Source organism: Kitasatospora setae KM-6054, from assembly GCF_000269985.1.
GTDB classification, from domain to species: Bacteria; Actinomycetota; Actinomycetes; order Streptomycetales; family Streptomycetaceae; genus Kitasatospora; species Kitasatospora setae.
In genome coordinates, this window is the sequence record NC_016109.1 from 938,172 (window position 1) to 955,237 (window position 17,066).

The 17,066-nt window shown below is 73.6% G+C and carries 17 protein-coding genes and 2 pseudogenes; 15 read left to right on the top strand and 4 right to left on the bottom strand.

Annotated elements, in window-relative coordinates:
- The first annotated feature begins 118 nt into the window (after positions 1–118).
- From KSE_RS04090 to KSE_RS04145, 12 genes and pseudogenes are all read left to right on the top strand, one after another.
- On the top strand, positions 119–844 hold the full coding sequence (locus KSE_RS04090) for a type 1 glutamine amidotransferase (RefSeq protein ID WP_033259030.1): 726 nt from the start codon (positions 119–121) through the stop codon (positions 842–844).
- 335 nt (positions 845–1,179) lie between these two features.
- Positions 1,180–2,205: a 6-phosphofructokinase gene (locus tag KSE_RS04095; protein ID WP_014134007.1), complete on the top strand. Its 1,026-nt coding sequence runs from the start codon at positions 1,180–1,182 to the stop codon at positions 2,203–2,205.
- A gap of 227 nt (positions 2,206–2,432) precedes the next feature.
- Positions 2,433–3,425: a 2-hydroxyacid dehydrogenase gene (locus KSE_RS04100; protein WP_014134008.1), complete on the top strand. Its 993-nt coding sequence runs from the start codon at positions 2,433–2,435 to the stop codon at positions 3,423–3,425.
- Between the two features lie 403 nt (positions 3,426–3,828).
- Positions 3,829–4,152 carry a hypothetical protein gene (locus KSE_RS04110; protein ID WP_051055097.1) on the top strand — a complete coding sequence of 108 codons (324 nt, stop codon included), beginning with the start codon at positions 3,829–3,831 and terminating at the stop codon, positions 4,150–4,152.
- Between the two features lie 215 nt (positions 4,153–4,367).
- A complete protein-coding gene (locus KSE_RS38105) occupies positions 4,368–5,552 on the top strand; it encodes a hypothetical protein (protein WP_148283056.1) in 1,185 nt (394 codons plus the stop codon).
- A 174-nt stretch (positions 5,553–5,726) separates the two neighbouring features.
- Entirely contained in the window at positions 5,727–6,263 is a 537-nt protein-coding gene (locus KSE_RS04120) for a hypothetical protein (RefSeq protein ID WP_014134011.1), read from the top strand.
- 115 nt (positions 6,264–6,378) lie between these two features.
- Entirely contained in the window at positions 6,379–6,906 is a 528-nt protein-coding gene (locus KSE_RS04125; protein ID WP_014134012.1) for an AfsA-related hotdog domain-containing protein, read from the top strand.
- A 740-nt stretch (positions 6,907–7,646) separates the two neighbouring features.
- Positions 7,647–8,474 (top strand): alpha/beta fold hydrolase, encoded by an 828-nt coding sequence (locus tag KSE_RS04130; protein ID WP_014134013.1) that lies wholly within the window; start codon positions 7,647–7,649, stop codon positions 8,472–8,474.
- A 12-nt stretch (positions 8,475–8,486) separates the two neighbouring features.
- Positions 8,487–9,596, top strand: a pseudogene (locus KSE_RS04135) (peroxidase family protein); the annotation flags it as partial.
- A gap of 54 nt (positions 9,597–9,650) precedes the next feature.
- Positions 9,651–10,151 (top strand): DUF5709 domain-containing protein, encoded by a 501-nt coding sequence (locus tag KSE_RS04140; RefSeq protein ID WP_014134015.1) that lies wholly within the window; start codon positions 9,651–9,653, stop codon positions 10,149–10,151.
- 124 nt (positions 10,152–10,275) lie between these two features.
- Positions 10,276–10,449, top strand: coding sequence for a hypothetical protein (locus KSE_RS42675; protein ID WP_014134016.1), 174 nt, complete (start codon positions 10,276–10,278; stop codon positions 10,447–10,449).
- A gap of 207 nt (positions 10,450–10,656) precedes the next feature.
- Entirely contained in the window at positions 10,657–11,613 is a 957-nt protein-coding gene (locus KSE_RS04145) for a cytochrome c oxidase assembly protein (RefSeq protein WP_014134017.1), read from the top strand.
- Positions 11,614–11,709: 96 nt separating this feature from the next.
- On the opposite strand, the gene KSE_RS04150 is transcribed toward KSE_RS04145, so the two are convergent.
- Positions 11,710–13,146 (bottom strand): DUF2254 domain-containing protein, encoded by a 1,437-nt coding sequence (locus tag KSE_RS04150; protein WP_014134018.1) that lies wholly within the window; start codon positions 13,144–13,146, stop codon positions 11,710–11,712.
- 139 nt (positions 13,147–13,285) lie between these two features.
- On the opposite strand from KSE_RS04150, the gene KSE_RS04155 reads away from it, so the two are divergent.
- Positions 13,286–13,582 carry a hypothetical protein gene (locus KSE_RS04155; protein ID WP_014134019.1) on the top strand — a complete coding sequence of 99 codons (297 nt, stop codon included), beginning with the start codon at positions 13,286–13,288 and terminating at the stop codon, positions 13,580–13,582.
- A gap of 17 nt (positions 13,583–13,599) precedes the next feature.
- On the opposite strand, the pseudogene KSE_RS04160 reads toward KSE_RS04155, so the two are convergent.
- Positions 13,600–14,219 (bottom strand): annotated as a pseudogene (locus tag KSE_RS04160) (SDR family NAD(P)-dependent oxidoreductase).
- Between the two features lie 68 nt (positions 14,220–14,287).
- Here KSE_RS04160 and KSE_RS04165 point away from each other — a divergent pair.
- Positions 14,288–14,914, top strand: coding sequence for a MarR family winged helix-turn-helix transcriptional regulator (locus tag KSE_RS04165; RefSeq protein WP_014134021.1), 627 nt, complete (start codon positions 14,288–14,290; stop codon positions 14,912–14,914).
- A 97-nt stretch (positions 14,915–15,011) separates the two neighbouring features.
- Here the strand turns inward: KSE_RS04165 and KSE_RS04170 are convergent, their stop codons facing one another.
- Entirely contained in the window at positions 15,012–15,500 is a 489-nt protein-coding gene (locus KSE_RS04170; protein ID WP_014134022.1) for a YbaK/EbsC family protein, read from the bottom strand.
- A gap of 167 nt (positions 15,501–15,667) precedes the next feature.
- Here KSE_RS04170 and KSE_RS04175 point away from each other — a divergent pair, with 167 nt between their 5' ends.
- The gene (locus KSE_RS04175; protein ID WP_014134023.1) at positions 15,668–16,294 is read left to right on the top strand and encodes a helix-turn-helix domain-containing protein; all 627 of its coding nucleotides are present in this window, start codon (positions 15,668–15,670) and stop codon (positions 16,292–16,294) included.
- 72 nt (positions 16,295–16,366) lie between these two features.
- Here KSE_RS04175 and KSE_RS04180 read toward each other — a convergent pair whose 3' ends face one another.
- The gene (locus KSE_RS04180; RefSeq protein WP_014134024.1) at positions 16,367–16,948 is read right to left on the bottom strand and encodes a hypothetical protein; all 582 of its coding nucleotides are present in this window, start codon (positions 16,946–16,948) and stop codon (positions 16,367–16,369) included.
- Positions 16,949–17,066: the final 118 nt, after the last annotated feature.

Sequence of the window (17,066 nt, forward strand, 5' to 3'; positions counted from 1 at the left end):
CGAGCAGCCACAGCCGCAGCAGCCGGCGTACGGCGAACCGCAGCAGCACCAGCAGCAGTACGGCGGGGAGGCCGCGCAGCCGCCCGCGCCCCAGCAGCAGTTCGGGAGGTCTTCGAGGATGAGCGAGAGCAGCCTGCGGGTGGTCTGGGTGTACCCGGACCTGCTGTCGACGTACGGCGACCGGGGCAACGCGCTGGTGGTGGAGCGGCGGGCGCAGCAGCGCGGCCTCGGGGTGCAGCGGATCGACGTGCGCTCCGACCAGTCGGTGCCGACCAGCGGGGACATCTACCTGATCGGCGGCGGCGAGGACCGCCCGCAGCGGCTGGCGGCGGAGCGGCTGCGCAACGACGGCGGGCTGGTCCGGGCGGCCGAGAACGGCGCGATCATCTTCTCGGTCTGCGCGGGCTTCCAGATCCTGGGCCACGAGTTCGTCAACGACCTGGGCGAGCGCGAGGCGGGCCTGGGCCTGTTGGACGTGTGGACCGTCCGGGGCGAGGGCGCGCGCTGCGTCGGCGACGTGCTGGCGGACGTCAACCCGCAGCTCAACCTGCCGCAGCTGACCGGTTTCGAGAACCACCAGGGCGTCACGCACCTGGGCGAGGGCGTCAGCCCGTTCGCCACCGTGCAGGTCGGCCGGGGCAACGGCACCGGCGACGGCACCGAGGGCGCCTGGCGCGACACGGTGTTCGGCACCTACCTGCACGGCCCGGTGATGGCCCGCAACCCCGCCGTCGCCGACATGCTGATCAAGCTGGCGCTGGACGTGAACGCGCTCCCGCCGGCCGACACCACCTGGTACGACGCGCTGCGCGCGGAGCGGATCGCCGCGGCCCGCCCGGCGTAGCCGGAGCCCCGGGGGCCCGTGGCGGTCCCCGGATTCCTCGACACGCGTTCATCGGCGCGTCATCCGAGGTCACGACGGTGGACGGCTGACCGCCATGTGGTCAGCCGTCCCGTCGCGGGACAACTTCATAGGAGAATAGGAGAGCCCGGGCGCAACACCCTCCTCGGCGGTCGGGCCGCAGTTACGCGTGGTGCGTCGAGGACGCCGCCCCCGCGTCGGTTTCGGCCCGGCCGGACGCAGGAACCGTATGCTGTGCAGCAGGTCAGTTTCGGGCTTTATGTCCGATTCACACCCACCAGTCCGGCCGTCCGATCTGCTCGGGAGTTGGCAAAGCAATGCGTATTGGTGTCCTGACCAGCGGCGGTGACTGCCCCGGCCTGAACGCCGTCATCCGTTCCGTGGTCCACCGGGGGGTGGTCGACCACGGCGACGAGATCATCGGCTTCGAGGACGGTTGGCGCGGTCTCCTGGAGGGCGTGCACCGTCCGCTGACGCTCGACTCGGTGAGCGGCATCCTCGCCCAGGGCGGCACGATCCTGGGCTCCTCGCGGGTCCAGCCCAGCCACCTGCGCGACGGCGTGGAGCGCGCCAAGCAGCACTGCGCGGACCTCGGCATCGACGCGGTCATCCCGATCGGCGGCGAGGGCACCCTGAAGGCCGCGAAGCTGATGAGCGACGCGGGCCTGCCGGTGGTCGGCGTGCCGAAGACCATCGACAACGACATCGCCTGCACCGACGTCACCTTCGGCTTCGACACCGCCGTCTCGGTGGCCACCGAGGCGCTGGACCGGCTGAAGACCACCGCCGAGTCGCACCAGCGGGTGATGGTCGTCGAGGTGATGGGCCGGCACACCGGCTGGATCGCGCTCAACGCGGGCATGGCGGCCGGTGCGCACGCCATCATCGTGCCGGAGCGGCCGTTCCACATCGACAAGCTGACCGAGGTCGTGCGCGAGCGCTTCGACCGGCAGAAGAAGTTCGCGATCGTGGTCTGCGCCGAGGGCGCGAAGCCCGAGCCCGGCACCATGCCGTGGGAGGAGGGCACCAAGGACATGTACGGCCACGAGCGTTTCACCGGCATCGCCACCCAGCTCTCCCGCGAGCTGGAGCACCGCCTCGGCAAGGAGGCCCGCCCGGTCATCCTCGGCCACACCCAGCGCGGCGGCACCCCGACCGCGTACGACCGCGTCCTGGCCACCCGCTTCGGCTGGCACGCGGTGGAGGCCGCCCACAAGGGCGCCTTCGGGCACATCACGGCGCTGCAGGGCACCGAGATCAAGCTGGTCCCGCTCGGCGAGGCCGTGGCCGAGCTGAAGACCGTTCCGGCGGAGCGCTACAAGGAGGCCGAGACCGTCATCTGACGGGCGCGGTCGGCCGAGCGGTCGCAGTGGCCGCAGTGGCCGCACTGCTTGCAGCGGTCGCAGTGAATGATCCGATCATCACAAGATGATGGAACGATGTATCGCCCGTCGATCATCGGACCGTCATCCTGTGATGATCGGATCTTCGCTTTCCCGGACCTCTTCGCCTCCCCCGCCCGGGGCGCGTCGCGCCCGGCGGCGCACGCCCCCGGCGATAGCCTCGCGGCATGGAGATCCTCGCCTACGGCGTCCTGTCCGACGAACGCCCGCTGCTCCAGGACGCGCTGGAACAGCACCGGCTGCGCATGCTGGACGTCTTCCTCACCGCCGACACCGCCCCGCTGGCCGCCGGCTTCCCGGTCGTCTCCAGCAGCGTCAACGACACCCTGGACGCCGGGGTGCTGTCGCTGCTCGCGGCCGGCGGCACCAAGCTGATCGCCCAGCGGTCCACCGGTTTCAACAACATCGACCTGACCGCGGCCGCCGAACTCGGCCTGACCGTCGCCCGGGTCTCCTACTACAGCCCGTACGCGGTCGCCGAGCACGCCTGGACCCTCGCCCTCGCCGTCAACCGCCGGCTCACCCGGGCCACCACCCGCTCCCGCGAGTTCGACTTCCGGCTCGACGGCCTGATGGGCCGCGACATCCACGGCATGACCGTCGGCGTGATCGGCACCGGTAAGATCGGCGAGTGCTTCGCCCGGATCGCGGCGGGCTTCGGCACCGAACTCCTCGGCTGGGACGTCGCGGAGAACCCCGCCTGCCTGGAACTCGGCATGACCTACACCGAACTCCCCGAACTCCTCTCCCGCGCCGACCTGGTGAGCCTGCACGTCCCCCTGCTGCCGGCCACCCACCACCTGATCGACGCCGCCGCGCTGGCCCGGATGAAGGACGACGCGATCCTGGTCAACTCCAGCCGCGGCGGCCTGGTCGACAGCACCGCCCTGGTCGAGACCCTGCGCGCCGGCCGCCTCTCCGGCGTCGGCCTCGACGTCTACGAGGAGGAGACCGGCGTCTTCTTCACCGACCAGTCGATCCAGGGCGTCACCGACGACACCCTCGCCCGCCTCGTCACCTTCCCCCAGGTCCTGGTCACCAGCCACCAGGCCTACTACACCCGCACCGCCGTCGGCCAGATCATCGACGCCACCGCCCGCAACATCGACGACTTCGCCGCCGGCCGCACCAGCGAGAACACCCTGGTGCCGAAGAGCTGACCCAGCACCCGTCCGGCCAACGGCCCCACCTCGCTCCCCGGGGGTGTCCAGCGGCCGGACCCCCCGCCCGTCGAACCGGTTCAAGCCCAGGGAATGGATGCCGTACTCGACGGACTCGTCCGACGAACAGCGGGCCCTTGGTCGAGCCGTTGGTCACCGCCTGGAAGCAGAAGCGGGTGTTGTGCTCGGCGACCGGGGACCCGGGCTCGTGCGATCTGCGCGAGGTCGTGAACGCGCTGCTGTACCGGAGCCGGACGGGCTGCCAGCGGCGGCTCCCACCGCATGACTCACCGGTACTCACCGGTCTGGTCGGCGGTGTTCCACTCCCATGCTCCACCGCCGGCATGCTCCGCCACCTCACCACCCCCACCCCCGCCTGGCGCGACGAGGCCGAGCCGGCCGCGTGAACGTCCCCGAACTGCTGCGGCTGCCGCAGGCCGAACACGACGAGAGCGCCGCACGCGCCGATCACCTGCGCGAACAGATCGACCAACTCACCAGTGCGCCGGCCGAGGTCGAGGCCCGCCTCGCGGGGATGGTCACCAGCGGCAAGGTCATCGACGGCCTCGGCCTGCTCGACAACGAACCGGCCACTGCGGAGACCGCCCCCGTCCACCAGCGCATCGTGACCGCCTTCAACGAGGATCCCCGGCAGGTCTTCCGAGTCGGTGAAGTACACGAACTCCTCGACCAGCCCGGACGAAGCCGCTACTGGAAACGGACTTAACGCCCTCTGAAACTTAGCGAGAATCCCACCCTGGCTTCTGGTCGTCGGCCCCTCACGGGGCAACCATGAGAATGTCCTTCCGGCGCCCGAGGAGCCATCCCCCGCTCCCGTGCACACGGACAGTCGGCAACGTGCCCAGCAGCGTCTTCACCGTCACCGGACGGACCCCGGGCACGAACCGGACAGCAACAGCAAGATGAAGAGTCCTCATGATCATGAGCAAGATGACCGAGCGGATCGTCCTCCCATTACCCGAACTCCTACCGCGGGGCCGGGCCGAGTTCCGAGAGGCAGCACGGCTGATGGCCGCGGCCGGACTGGAGGTCGACCTGCTGAGCGGGCCCGGCCAGGACCTACGCCGCGCCCGGGGAAAGATCACGGCTCTGTACGAGGGTTCACTGGTCGAGCTCCTGCTCCATCCGGCCGGTCGAGGATGGAGTGCGCCGGCCCGTGAACAGGACCGCTTCTTCGGCGTGGTGCGGGCAACGGGAGATGCTGGCGGCATCCTGCTCGGCGGCGTCCTGCTCTCCTACGTCGAGGCCGTCGAGCACTCCCGGGCGACCGGCTGCTCGCTGTCGGAACAGGACTGGCGGGACCTGTTCCGAGGCCCGACCGAAATGATCCGCTTCTCTTCCGGGCGGGCTCTCTCCGCTGACGGCCCGACGCCCGAGCAGCCGCGAACGGGAACGGGGAACGGGGAAGAACGCCCCGGAATCCGCTGGGAGGTGGGTCACCGTCTCTTCTTCTCCCTCACCCAGAGCATCACCACGGCCCTGTCCTGCTTCGCCGCGGCGACGGCACGGAGGGACGAGGCCGAATCCGCGGACTCACTCGAACTGGCCACCTCCTTGATGACCGCAGCCGCTGCCGCGTTGCGGTTCACCGCCGACTTCTCCCCGGCGCACTACGAGAACGACGTCAGACCCAGCATGATGCCGCCGCACGTGGAACCCGGGTTCAGCGGCGTACAAGGTCGCGATCACCAGGTGCTTGTCGAGGTGCTCCGCGCGCTGCGCCCGGTCTTCGGCTCGATCGACCGCGCACGCTATCCCTACGACAGCTTCAAATCCGCCGCCGAGCGGCTCTTCGCGGCGCACGAGTTCGTCTGCGCCAAGTTCGGCGGTGAGACCAAGCCCAGCCTCCTCATGGAGGCGCACCACAAGGACGGGAGCAGCACCAGCGCGGCGGCGGCTGTCGTGCGCCAGATGTCGGAACGCCGGATGGCCCTGATCCACCCTCACCGGCCGTCGCGGGAGCAGCACTCACCCGGTGCCCGGGGTGGCGCGGACGAACCCTCGGAGCCGATCAGCGCGAGCGGTCCGGACGGCGGGCGCAGCAGGAGGCGGGTCGGCGATTCGGAGGACCGCGGAGGCGTTGGCGGCGGGGCACCACCGACGTGAACTGACCACGCGTCACAGCTCCCCAGGGGGCTCCGGATGCCGATGGTGTTCCACCGGAGGTGGACCGGGTCTCTGGGGCAGCGCTGGTCGGAGCCCCGGGTTCGACGGGGCGGTCGAGGAGGGGAGGGTGCGCCCCCGCGCCCGGTGTGCTCCCCACTCCCTCCTGGAGAAGCCGTGACCGGTTTCCGCCGCCTCGTCCCGCCGCTCGCGCTGAGCCTCGTGTCGCTCGGGGCGCTCGTGACCTCCGGCGGTTCGGCCCGGGCCGCCGACCCGCCGGCCGTCGTCTGCACGACCACCGCCACGCAGCACTACAGTCCCGGGCTCACGCTCGTCTCCCGCCCGACACGCATCACGGCGAGCGCCACCTACGCCTGCACGGGCGCCGGTTCGGTGGACACGGCCCGGCTCGGCTTCGACTACACCGTGGACGCCGGCTGCCTTCCGACCTCGTCCCCGGTGACGACCGGGATCAGCGTCCTGGACTGGAACGAGGGGCCCGACTCCGAGATCACCTCCACCTTCGTGGTCACCAGGCCCGCGGGCCAGACCGTGGGGACCTCCGTCGGCACGGTGACGGCGGGCCAGTTCAACGGCTACCTCGTCCATCTCGTCGGCACGTACCCCGGATCGGACCCGCTCGCCTGTGCGACCCCCCAGGGGGTCACGTCCAGCCAGGGAGAGCTGGTCCTCACGCTCACCCAGCCCTTCTGAGCCGTCGCCCGTCCCGCGCGGGACGGGCCGGCCCCTGCGCCCCCTCCCCGGGGGACTGCTGGCGACCTGCCTTGTCGAACAGCTCCGGACGAGCCGGACGGGACGCACCCGGCGCGTGATCGCCTCCTGCGTCCTCCGGGCGCCGGACGGACGGGTGGTGGCGGACGGCGAGACGACCGCGGGGGTCCTGGAGGGCACCCTCTACCGGAACTGGCGGGGAGCCGGAGTCGTCCGGGCCGGACAGCTGCCGACCGCCCCGGGCGAACCCCGTGCCCGCGCGGGGCGGGTCAGGTCCCGGCCGGAGAACCAGGTCCTGGCTCGGATCGGGCGGGAGGACGGGGGCGCCCATGCCGTGCTGCGCCTGTCCGGTCCGCACCCCTACCTGCTGCCCGCGTCCGCCGACCACGTGACCGGGCGGCTGTTCGCGGAGGCGACCCGGCAGCTCGTGCTCGGTGCGTGCGCGCCGGACGGCAACGGAGTGCGAACGCTGCACCTGTCGTTCCCCCGGCTGTGCACCCTGGACGCCCCCGTGCGGGTGCGCGCCGTTCCGTGCCCGCGGTCACCGGCGTCCGCCCGATGGCGCGTCCTCTTCTCCCAGGCGGGCGCCACCGTGTGCACCGGGCGCGTCGAGACGGGGGTCTGACCGACGCGCAGGTGCGGCGCGAGCGTTCCCGTGCGGCCGGAACCCGAAGCGCGCGGCCCGCGTCACCGTGTCGGTCGGCTGCCCGCCCCGGACGTGGCCCTGCGGGGCCCGAACACGGCGTGGTGTGCCGACCGGAGCGCCGGCACATCACGGCGGACCCGCCGCCGGCCCCGCGGCCGTGGCCAGCCGAGGACCGTACGGAGCTTCGCGCTCACCGGCATCGCGGCGCTCACGCTGCTGGAGAACGCCCCGCAAGCCCGCTCGCCGGCCGGTACCTCGTTCCCGGGCTGATCGGGGCCGGGGCTGATCGGGGCCGGGGCTGATCGGGGCCGGCGTCCTGGTCCTCACCCGCGTCGTTCCGCACATCCGGGGCCCGGCCGACTGAGCCCGGCCGGGCCTCCAGGCCCTCGCGGGTGGGTCTCCGGGGACCCGGTGCGAGGGTTCTGGCGAGTGGGCGCACCGTACCCGTGGCCGCCTCCCCTCGGAGGCGGTGCGGTAGTGGCGGGGGCGCGGGGCGGGAAAGCCGCCGAGCCGCCCCGTGAACACGCAGGGTCGTCGCCCGGTCCCCCGGGGGACACCCTGTCGGCGCAGTGGCGCGGTGTGTCGGATGCAGGGCGTAGCGGTCGTGGGGTTGGCTGGGTCCCGCGTCGACCCCCGTTCCGCCTCCGTACTGCACGGGGGCCGGTGCGGCTTCCGGTCGGCACGTCCGGCCGTTCCCGAGACCGAATCCGGAGTCACTCATGCCCCACTGCACCACCCGCGACGGCGTGGAGATTTTCTACAAGGACTGGGGGAGCGGCCGCCCGGTCGTCTTCATCCACGGCTGGCCGCTGAACGGCGACGCCTGGCAGGACCAGCTGAAGGCCGTCGCCGACGCCGGCTACCGCGGCATCGCCCACGACCGGCGCGGCCACGGCCGCTCCACCCCGGTCTGGGACGGCTACGACTTCGACACCTTCGCCGACGACCTGAACGACCTGCTGACCAGCCTCGACCTGCGCGACGTCACGCTCGTCGCGCACTCGATGGGCGGCGGCGAGCTGGCCCGCTACATCGGCCGGCACGGCACCGGCCGGGTCCGCTCCGCCGTGCTGCTCTCCGCCATCCCGCCGCTGATGCTCCAGGGCCCGGACAACCCCGAGGGCGTCCCGGAGTCCGTCTTCGACGGCATCAAGGCCGGGATCGTCAACGAGCGCTCGCAGTTCTGGAAGGACACCGCGGTCGGGTTCCTGTCCGCGAACCGGCCCGGCACCAAGGCCACCGAGGGCAACAAGGACGCCTTCTGGTACATGGCGATGGCCGAGACCATCCAGGGCGGCGTCGCCTGCGTCGACGCCTTCGCGTACACCGACTTCCACGAGGACCTGAAGAAGTTCGACATCCCGCTGCTGGTCGTCCACGGCGACGACGACCAGGTCGTCCCGATCGACGCCACCGGCCGCAAGACCGCCAAGCTCGTCCCCGGCGCCGTCCTCAAGGTCTACGAGGGCGGCTCGCACGGCATCGCCGTCGTCCCCGGCGACAAGGAGCGCTTCAACCAGGACCTGCTCGACTTCCTCAAGACCTGACCCCGCCGGACCCCGGCGATGCTGACCACCGACGTCGCGATGCGCGTCGACCCCGACTACGCCCGCATCTGCCACCGCTTCCTCCAACACCCCGAGGAGTTCGCCGACGCCTTCGCCCGCGCCTGGTACAAACTCACCCACCGCGACATGGGCCCGATCACCCGCTACCTCGGCCCCGAGGTCGCCGCCGAGCACCTGATCTGGCAGGACCCCCTCCCCGAGCCCGCCGAGGCCCCGCTCGACGCCGACGCCGTCGGACAGCTCAAGTCCCGCGTGCTGGCCGCCGGGATCCCGGTCGCCGACCTGGTGTGGCTCGCCTGGTCCTGCGCGTCGACCTTCCGCCGCAGCGACAAGCGCGGCGGCGCCAACGGCGCCCGGATCCGGCTGGAGCCGCAGAACGGCTGGGAGGTCAACGAGCCCCACCGGCTGGCCGGCCTGCTCGCCCGGCTGGAGGAGATCCGCACCGCGTTCGCCTCCTCCCGGCCCGCCGGCCACGGCGTCTCACTCGCCGACCTGATCGTGCTGGCGGGCACCGCCGCCGTGGAGAAGGCCGCCGCCGACGCCGGGCACGAGCTGCGGGTGCCGTTCACCCCCGGCCGGGTCGACGCGACCCGGGAGCACACCGACATCGACGGCTTCTCCCACCTGGAGCCGACCGCCGACGGCTTCCGCAACCACCTCGGCAAGGACGACACCCTGCCCGCCGAGTACCGCCTGGTCGACCGCGCCGACCTGCTCGGGCTGAGCGCCCGGGAACTGACCGCGCTGGTCGGCGGCCTGCGCACGCTCGGCGCGACCTACCAGAGCAGCGACCTGGGCGTGCTCACCGCCCGCCCCGGCGTCCTGACCAACGACTGGTACGTCAACCTCCTCGACCAGGACACCACCTGGACACCCACCGCCCACGACCCCGCCCTCTTCGAGGGCCGCGACGCCCGGGGCTCCCTGCGCTGGACCGCCAGCCGCACCGACCTCGTCTTCGGGTCGAACGCCGAACTGCGGGCCCTCGCCGAGGTCTACGCCTCCGCCGGCGGCGAGCAGCAGTTCGCCACCGACTTCGCCGCGGCCTGGGCCAAGGTCATGGACCTCGACCGCTACGACCTGCCCAGCCACCACAGCTGACCGCGGTTGCCCCTCTCCGGGGCGCCCACCCGTTCCGTTCCGAAAGGGAGTGCCGTGACCGATCCCGACGCCCAGGACCCGCTGCCCGCCGAGGACGACGGCGTCCTCGACCCGGCGGACTCGCTGGAGACCGACGATTTGGACGACGACCCGTTGGAGACCGGCATCGTCACCGCCGACGGCTACCGCGGCGCCACCGAGTACGGCACCACCGCCGCCGAGGCCGCCACCGGGGAGTCCCTGGACCGGCTGCTCGCCGAGGAGGAGCCCGACACGCCTGCCCCAGACGTCGACGACCGCTGGTCCGGCGGCCCGGGCCCCCGGGCCGGACGGCTGGTGGAGGCGGGGACGGACCTGTTCGCCGAGGACGGCGGCGCGGACGGCGGCGCGGCGGGCGCCGAGGAGGCCGCCGTCCACCTCACCGACGAGGACGCCGACGAGGCCGCCGAGTTCGACGACGGCGACGACGAGGAGTCCCTGGCCGACGCGCTGCGGTTCACGGCGGCGGACGACCTGCGCGACGCCGACCCGGACGCCGGGGACGACTACCGCTGACTCCCGGTCCTCGGGTCCGCCGGGCTGCGGACCGACGTGCGGCACCGCGGGACCCGGCCTTTCACGGGAGCTGCGGCGCACCGCCACGGCGGCCACGTCGCACCCCCACCCGATCGGGATCGCGATGGACCTGTCGCTGCGTCGTCCCGTCCAGCAGGTCAGTGACGAGTGCGCCGAGGACTCCCAGCGCTGCTACCACCGGGCCGTGGTCGGCCGGATCATCGACGCCACCGCCCGCAACATCGACGACTACGCCGCCGGCCGCACCAGCGGGAACACCCTGGTGCCGAAGAGCTGACCCCGGGCCGGGCCCGGGCGGCGGGGGCGCGGGCCCGGGCGGCGGGGGCGCCCGCCCGGGCGCGGTAAGCGCGGCTTAGGCTGGGGCCCGAACGAAACCGGACCAAACCGGACCGGGCCACACCGGGCCGCCCCGGGCCGCCGCTCGGGCGGCGCCGGGCGGCATGGACGAAAGCGGGGCCGCCCGATGGGCGACGGCATGACGGGGATGCACCACCACGGAGGCGGACCACTCCCCCCCTTCTCCTTCTCCCGCGCCCTGGAGTGGTCTCCGGACTGGCCCTACCTGGTGTTCTGCGCGCTCGCCCTCGGCCTGTACCTGGCGGGGGCGGTCCGGCTGTGGCGGCGCGGCGACAAGTGGCCGGCCGGCCGGGTGGTCGCCTGGACCGCCGGTGTCGGCACCATCCTGCTGGTCACCAACACCGGGCTGAACGACTACGGCATGGTGCTGTTCAGCGCGCACATGACGCAGCACATGGTGCTCTCCATGCTGTCGCCGATCCTGCTGCTGCTGGGCGCCCCGATCACCCTCGCGCTGCGCTCCCTGCGCCCGGCCCGGAAGGGCAGCGGGAAGGGGCCGCGCGAACTGCTGGTGGCGCTGCTGCACTCCACCTACGTGCGGATCGTCTCGCACCCGGCGTTCACCATCCCGGCGTTCATCGCCAGCCTGTACGTGCTGTACTTCACGCCGCTGTTCGACTTCCTGATGCAGTACCGGCTCGGGCACCTGGCGATGATGCTGCACTTCCTCGCCGTCGGCATGCTGTTCTTCTGGCCGATCATGGGCGTCGACCCCGGCCCGCACCGCCCCGGCTTCGTGATGCGGATCATCGAGCTGTTCATGGGCATGCCGTTCCACGCGTTCTTCGGCGTCGCGGTGATGATGGCCTCCGGGCAGCTGGTCTCCACCTTCAGCGCCGAGACGGCGCCGCTCGGCACCAACCTGCACGACGACCAGCAGTTGGCCGGCGGCATCACCTGGGCGTTCGGCGAGATCCCGACCGCGATCGTGCTGATCGCGCTGACCCTGCAGTGGGCCAAGTCCGAGGAGCGGCAGGCCCGCCGCCGCGACCGGGCCGCGGACCGGGACGGCGACGCCGAGCTGGTGGCGTACAACCAGTACCTGGCCTCGCTCGACAAGGCCGCCAACCGCACGGCGGGCTGAGCCCCCGTCCTCGTTCGTCCCCCGTCCTCCTACGACAGCGAACCGCCCGGAACGGCCTCCCGTTCCGGGCGGTTCGTCGTGCGCGGGGCCTGCCGGTCAGCCGATGCCCTGGCGGTCGGGGGCGAGGGCGAAGGCGCGGTTGTCGTCGTCGCGGACGGACTCGGCGACGGCGCGGGTGAGCAGGTGGCGCTGGAGCAGCAGCGGGGGGCGGCGCGGTTCGGGGGTGATCCGGAGCAGGTCGTCGAGGGCGGCGACCAGCCGGCGGGTGACCTGGGGCTGGCCGGCGCCGCAGATCCGGATCTCGGTGAACGCCAGGTCGACGGTGGCCTCCCAGCCCGGCACCGGCTGGACCAGCCGGACGGCGCCGTCCTTGTCGCGGTGGCGCAGTTCGCCGAGCGGGACGGGGGCGAGGACGGCGAGCAGCTGGTGGATCCGGTCGACGGCCTGGACGGCGGTGGTCGGGTCGTTGACGGCGGGCGACAGCGCGCGGATCGCGATGTCGACGAGCTGCCGGAAGCCGAAGCTGAGGTCCTGGTGCATGGTGCGGTCCACGCCGACGTTCAGCGCGGTGGTGATCCGGCGCGGCCGGGGCGGGGTGCCGCCGACCACCACCACGGTCGGGGTGCCGGGGGCGATGAAGTCGCCGATCCGGGGCACCAGGTACAGCACCGTGTCGTGCCGCCGGGCGACCCGGAGCAGCCAGCGGATGTTGACGTCCCGCAGCACGCCGCCGCGTCCCTCGTGCAGCAGGGTCGGCCCGGTGACCGCCGCGCCGGGCGTCGGGCCGGTCTCGGGGGACAGCCAGCGGTAGTCCTGCAGCACCTGCAGCGACTCCCGGGTGACCCGGTCGATGACGTGCGGCACCCGCAGCAGGCGCATCGTCGCCTGCACGTACAGCACGAACAGGGCCAGGCTGAGCATCACCATCGCGAGCGCGACGATGGTGGAGACGATCGGCACCGAGACCGCGCGGGACGGGTCGGTGGTGTCGTCGTAGCCGAGTTGGACGAGCAGGGTGTAGACGAAGGTCGCCAGGCAGGTCGCGAACGTCGCCTTGATCAGGCGGCTGCGCACGTACAGGCGCAGCACCCGGGGGCTGAACTGGCTGGCGCCCATCTGCAGCGAGACCAGCGAGATCGAGAAGACCACGCCGATGAACGTCAGCATCGCCGAACTGACCGTGGAGACCACGCTCTTGGCCGCCGAGCTGAACGAGAGCAGGGTGTCGGCGGTCTGCGCGGCGGACGCCTCGGCGAAGATCTCCTGGTCGAGGAGGTCGGTCAGGCCGGCCAGCAGCACCGCGCCGACGCAGGTCAGCAGCGGGGCGAACCAGAACGCCTCGCGCAGGTGCTCGCGCAGCGGCGAGAGCGCGCGGTAGCGCGGGCGCCGAACCCGGCCGCGGCTCCGGTGGTGGCGGTCGGCGTCCGGCCCTGCCCCCGCCGGCCCTGCCCCCGCCAGCTCGTTGCCGCGCCCGCCGTTCCCGCCCTCGCCGCCCGGTCCGCCGTCCGGTCCGCCGTCGCGTTCGCTGCTCATCGGGTCAGGCTAGCCGTGGGTGGTGGCCGGGCACGGGAAGGACGCGGCGTGCGTTGGAGGGGGTGCGATGATCCACCAACGGGTAGATCGCAGTGGAGCCGGACGGTGTCCGAACCGTTCGGGGCGGAGAGGAGCGGGCATGGACGCCGAGCTGCAGAAGGTCGTCACCGGGCTGGCGGAGAGCCGGACCACGCTCCGCGAGGACGCCCTGGCCCCGCTCCGGAGCCGGCGCCGACGGGTCCCGTTGGCGGACGAGCACCAGTTGCTGGGGGCGATCGCCGGGCTGGTGGAGTCGGTGCAGGAGCTCACCGAGGTCGCGGGCGACCGCCGCCACACCCCCGAGGCCGGGGGGACCCTGAGCGACGTGACCAGGCAGCTCGGCGCCACCGCCCAACTGCTGCGCGGCACCGAGCGGAAGATCCGCTCGGACGACTGACGCCGCCCTCCCGCACGTCAACGAGTGGTGTACGCACCGCCGTTGACGTGCAGGGTCTGGCCGGTGAGGTGACGGGCCCCGGGCGAGGCGAGGAAGTACGCGGTGGCGGCGATGTCCTCGACGGTGCCGGGGCGCTTGTCGTGGGTCTCCTCGATCAGCGCGCGGCGGCGCTCCAGGCGGCGAGCGCGGCCTTCGCGGCCCCGTACGCCCCGCCGCGCCGTTCCGCGCCGATCGAGCCGAGGCTGATCACGCTGCCGCCGGGGGCCAGCGCGCCGCGCACGGCCTCGGTGGTGAGGACGGCGCCGAGCAGGTTCTGCGCGAGGCCGGCCTGCCAGGCCGCCAGCAGGTCGCCCAGCGGGGTGCCGGTGGCGGGGCTCGCGGGCAGCCCGCCGGCCGCGTTGACCAGCACGTCCAGCGTGTCGAAGCGGGTCGCCAGGGCGGCGGTCGCCACTGGATCGGTGGCGTCGCAGACCGCTCCGCGCACCCCGAGCTCGCGGGCCGCCCGCTCCACCGCGTCGGGCTGGCGGCCGGTCAGGTGCACCTCGGCACCGTCGGCGGCGAACCGGGCGGCGACGGCGCGGCCGATGCCGCTGGTGCCTCCGGTGACGAGCACGGTGCGGGTCGTGGTGCGGCTCACGGTGTCCCCCTCTGGATCCGACTGATACGTTTAGAGCTAAACATAGACCAGGAGCAGGAGGCAATCCCATGGCCGAACCGGGAGACCGCACCGGAGCGGAACCACCCGAGGACGGCGTCGGCGCGGCGGACGACGGCGGTGCGGCGGACGGGGGCGACGGCGCGGCGGCGGACGAGGCGTCGGCGGCGGGCGAGCGTTCCGCGGCGGGCATCGCGGCCGCGTGGCAGCGGGAGCGGCCGGGGACGCCGACCGACTCGATCGAGATCGTCACACCGATCTGGCGGCTCGCCAAGCTCTTCGCGGACGACCGCAACCGGGTGCTGCGGGCGGCCGGCATCGACGCGGCGACGCTGGACCTGCTGGCGGTACTGCGCCGCGCCGGGGCGCCGTACGAGCTGACGACGCGTGAGCTGACCCGGCGGACGCTGGTCACGGCAGGGGCGATCTCGCAGCGGGTGGCCCGCGCCGAGCGGGAGGGGCTGGTCCGCCGCTGCCCCGACCCGGCGGGCGGGCGGGCCGTGCTGGTCGCGCTCACCCCGGACGGGCACGCCCTGGTGGAGCGCTCGGTGGACGCCGTCCTGGGGCGGGAGGCGGCGCTGGTCACCGGACTGTCCGCGACCGAACGCGGCGAGCTCTCCGGACTGTTGGACCGCCTGCTGACCGACCTGCGCGGACGGATCGGCCCCACCGACTGAGCCCGTACGGGCGGGCGCCGCGTGGGCGGGCGGGCGCCGGATGGGCCCAGGGAGCGGGCGGGTCGAGGGAGCGGGCAGTCTCAGGGGGCGGGTGGGCTCAGGGGCCGACCGGGAGGAGGGTGCCGCCGGTGAGGCGGAGCAGTTCTTCGGCGGTGGTGGGGAACACCGCGTGCGGGGTGCCGGCGGCGGCCCAGAGGCGGGGGTAGTCGGTGAGGGCCAGGTCGACGACGGTGGGCAGCGGGCGGGGGTGGCCGACGGGGGCCACCCCGCCGATCGCCTGACCGGTGGCCTCGCGGACCTGCTCGGGCGTGGCGCGGCGCAGCGGGCCCCGGCCCCAGCGGGCGGCGAGGGCGGCGGTGTCGACGCGGTGGCGGCCGCTGGTGAGGACCAGGACCGGCTCGCCGTCGGAGAGGAAGACCAGGCTGTTGGCGATCGCGCCGACCTCGCAGCCGAGCGCGGCGGCGGCCTCGGCGGCGGTGCGGGTGGAGTCGGCCAGGACGCGGACCGCGCCGGTGGCTCCGGCGGCGGCGAGGGCGTCCGCGACCTGGGCGGTACGGGCGGGGAGAGCGGTGACGGCGGGTTCCACAGGGGGCTCCTCGAGGGGTCTGCGTTCCGTATATGGAACGTTCCGTGTGTGGAACGATAGACCGCATGCGAGCAACGGATCAACCGGATTCGCCGGATACCGCTCCCCCGGACGCCGCTCCCTCCGGCCCCGCGCCGGCCAGCCCCGCGCCGGTGGGCCCCGCACCGGTGGGCCCCGCGCCGGTGGCGAGTGCCGAGCTGGCGGCCCGGGTCGGCCTACGGCTGAGGGAGCTGCGCGTGGCCCGCGGCCTCTCGCTCTCCGAGCTGGCCCGCCGGTCGGGCGTCGGCAAGGCCACCCTGTCGGGCCTGGAGTCGGGGACCCGCAACCCGACCCTGGAGACGCTGTACGCGCTGACCACCGCGCTCGGCCTCCCGCTGAGCGCCGCGCTACAGGCCCCCGAGCAGGCCGTCCGGGAGGCCGCGACCGGCCGGGCGCTGGAGCGGGCGGCGGCGGACCGGGCGGCGGTGGCTTCTGGCGGCGCTCCAGGGGTCGGGGTGTCCGGGCGGGTGCTGGACGCGGTGCTGCTGGAGCGGTTCGAGGACGCGGCGGCGGTGTCGGAGACGTACCGGATCCGGATCCGGCCGGGCGGGGCCCGGCGTTCGGCCGCCCACCCGGCGGGGACGGTGGAGCACCTGGTCGTGCTGTCGGGCACCGCGCTGGTCGGCACGGCGGCGTCCCCGGTCACGGTCGGCCCGGGCGGGCACCACACCTGGGCGGCGGACGTGCCGCACCACTACGAGGCGGTGGGCCCGGACGTCGAAGCGGTGCTGGTGGTGCGCCACCCGCACGGGTGACAGCGCGACCCCGCCGGCCCCGGGGAACCGAACTGACCGGCGCTGACCGGCGCTGACCGGCGCGACGACCCGTCAGCCGATCGGCACCTGCGGCCGGATCGCCCGGGCGTAGAGGGTGTCGGTGGCCCGGTCGAACCGGACGGACGCGCTCTCGGCGTTCGCCGTCCGGGGGTAGCCGGGCGCGGTCTCCCAGGCCGCGCCGGCCGGGGCGAGGGCGGCCAGCGCGTGCGGGGCGCGGTCGTCGGCGACGGGGCGGTCGTGGTCGCGGGCCGGGAGCGGACCGGCCGGCTCGGTCGGGCGGCCGAGCAGCAGCCCGGCGACCGCCCCGGCGGGCAGTCGGAGCAGCGCGTACACGGCGGCGTCGCCGGCCCGCAGCGGCCGGTGGGCGGGGCCGGGGCCCTCCAGGACCCAGTGGGCCTGCTCGATCGGCCCGAACCGGTCGAACAGCCGGGCCATCGGGTCGGTCTCGGTGCGGACCCCGCTGGAGACGTAGCTCGAACCGGTCTCCTCGAACTGCCGCTCGTCGGCGACCCGTTCGCCCACGCCGCTGTCGCTCGGCAGCGCCACCGCGAGCGCGGCGCCCAGCACCCGCGGGCCGACGGCGACGCCGACCGCTCCCGCCAGCCCGATCCCCAGCAGCGTCCGTCGTCTCATCGTGCCTCCCGCGTACGGTTGTCGGATCCCCCTCATGCTTCCGGCCCGGCCGGGCGGTTTCGTACGCCCGGAGGAGGATCTGCGCCCGCCCGTTGATCATGGTCGGGTTCGTGTGCGA

What these genes read in the sequence shown, in the direction of transcription:
- KSE_RS38105 (WP_148283056.1), top strand. Translation starts at nt 4,368, where the DNA reads ATGAGCAAGATGACCGAGCGGATCGTCCTCCCATTACCCGAACTCCTA.
- KSE_RS04150 (WP_014134018.1), bottom strand. Translation starts at nt 13,146, where the DNA reads ATGAGCAGCGAACGCGACGGCGGACCGGACGGCGGACCGGGCGGCGAG.
- KSE_RS04100 (WP_014134008.1), top strand. Translation starts at nt 2,433, where the DNA reads ATGGAGATCCTCGCCTACGGCGTCCTGTCCGACGAACGCCCGCTGCTC.
- KSE_RS04095 (WP_014134007.1), top strand. Translation starts at nt 1,180, where the DNA reads ATGCGTATTGGTGTCCTGACCAGCGGCGGTGACTGCCCCGGCCTGAAC.
- KSE_RS04090 (WP_033259030.1), top strand. Translation starts at nt 119, where the DNA reads ATGAGCGAGAGCAGCCTGCGGGTGGTCTGGGTGTACCCGGACCTGCTG.
- KSE_RS04130 (WP_014134013.1), top strand. Translation starts at nt 7,647, where the DNA reads ATGCCCCACTGCACCACCCGCGACGGCGTGGAGATTTTCTACAAGGAC.
- KSE_RS04180 (WP_014134024.1), bottom strand. Translation starts at nt 16,948, where the DNA reads ATGAGACGACGGACGCTGCTGGGGATCGGGCTGGCGGGAGCGGTCGGC.
- KSE_RS04165 (WP_014134021.1), top strand. Translation starts at nt 14,288, where the DNA reads ATGGCCGAACCGGGAGACCGCACCGGAGCGGAACCACCCGAGGACGGC.
- KSE_RS04155 (WP_014134019.1), top strand. Translation starts at nt 13,286, where the DNA reads ATGGACGCCGAGCTGCAGAAGGTCGTCACCGGGCTGGCGGAGAGCCGG.
- KSE_RS42675 (WP_014134016.1), top strand. Translation starts at nt 10,276, where the DNA reads ATGGACCTGTCGCTGCGTCGTCCCGTCCAGCAGGTCAGTGACGAGTGC.
- KSE_RS04145 (WP_014134017.1), top strand. Translation starts at nt 10,657, where the DNA reads ATGCACCACCACGGAGGCGGACCACTCCCCCCCTTCTCCTTCTCCCGC.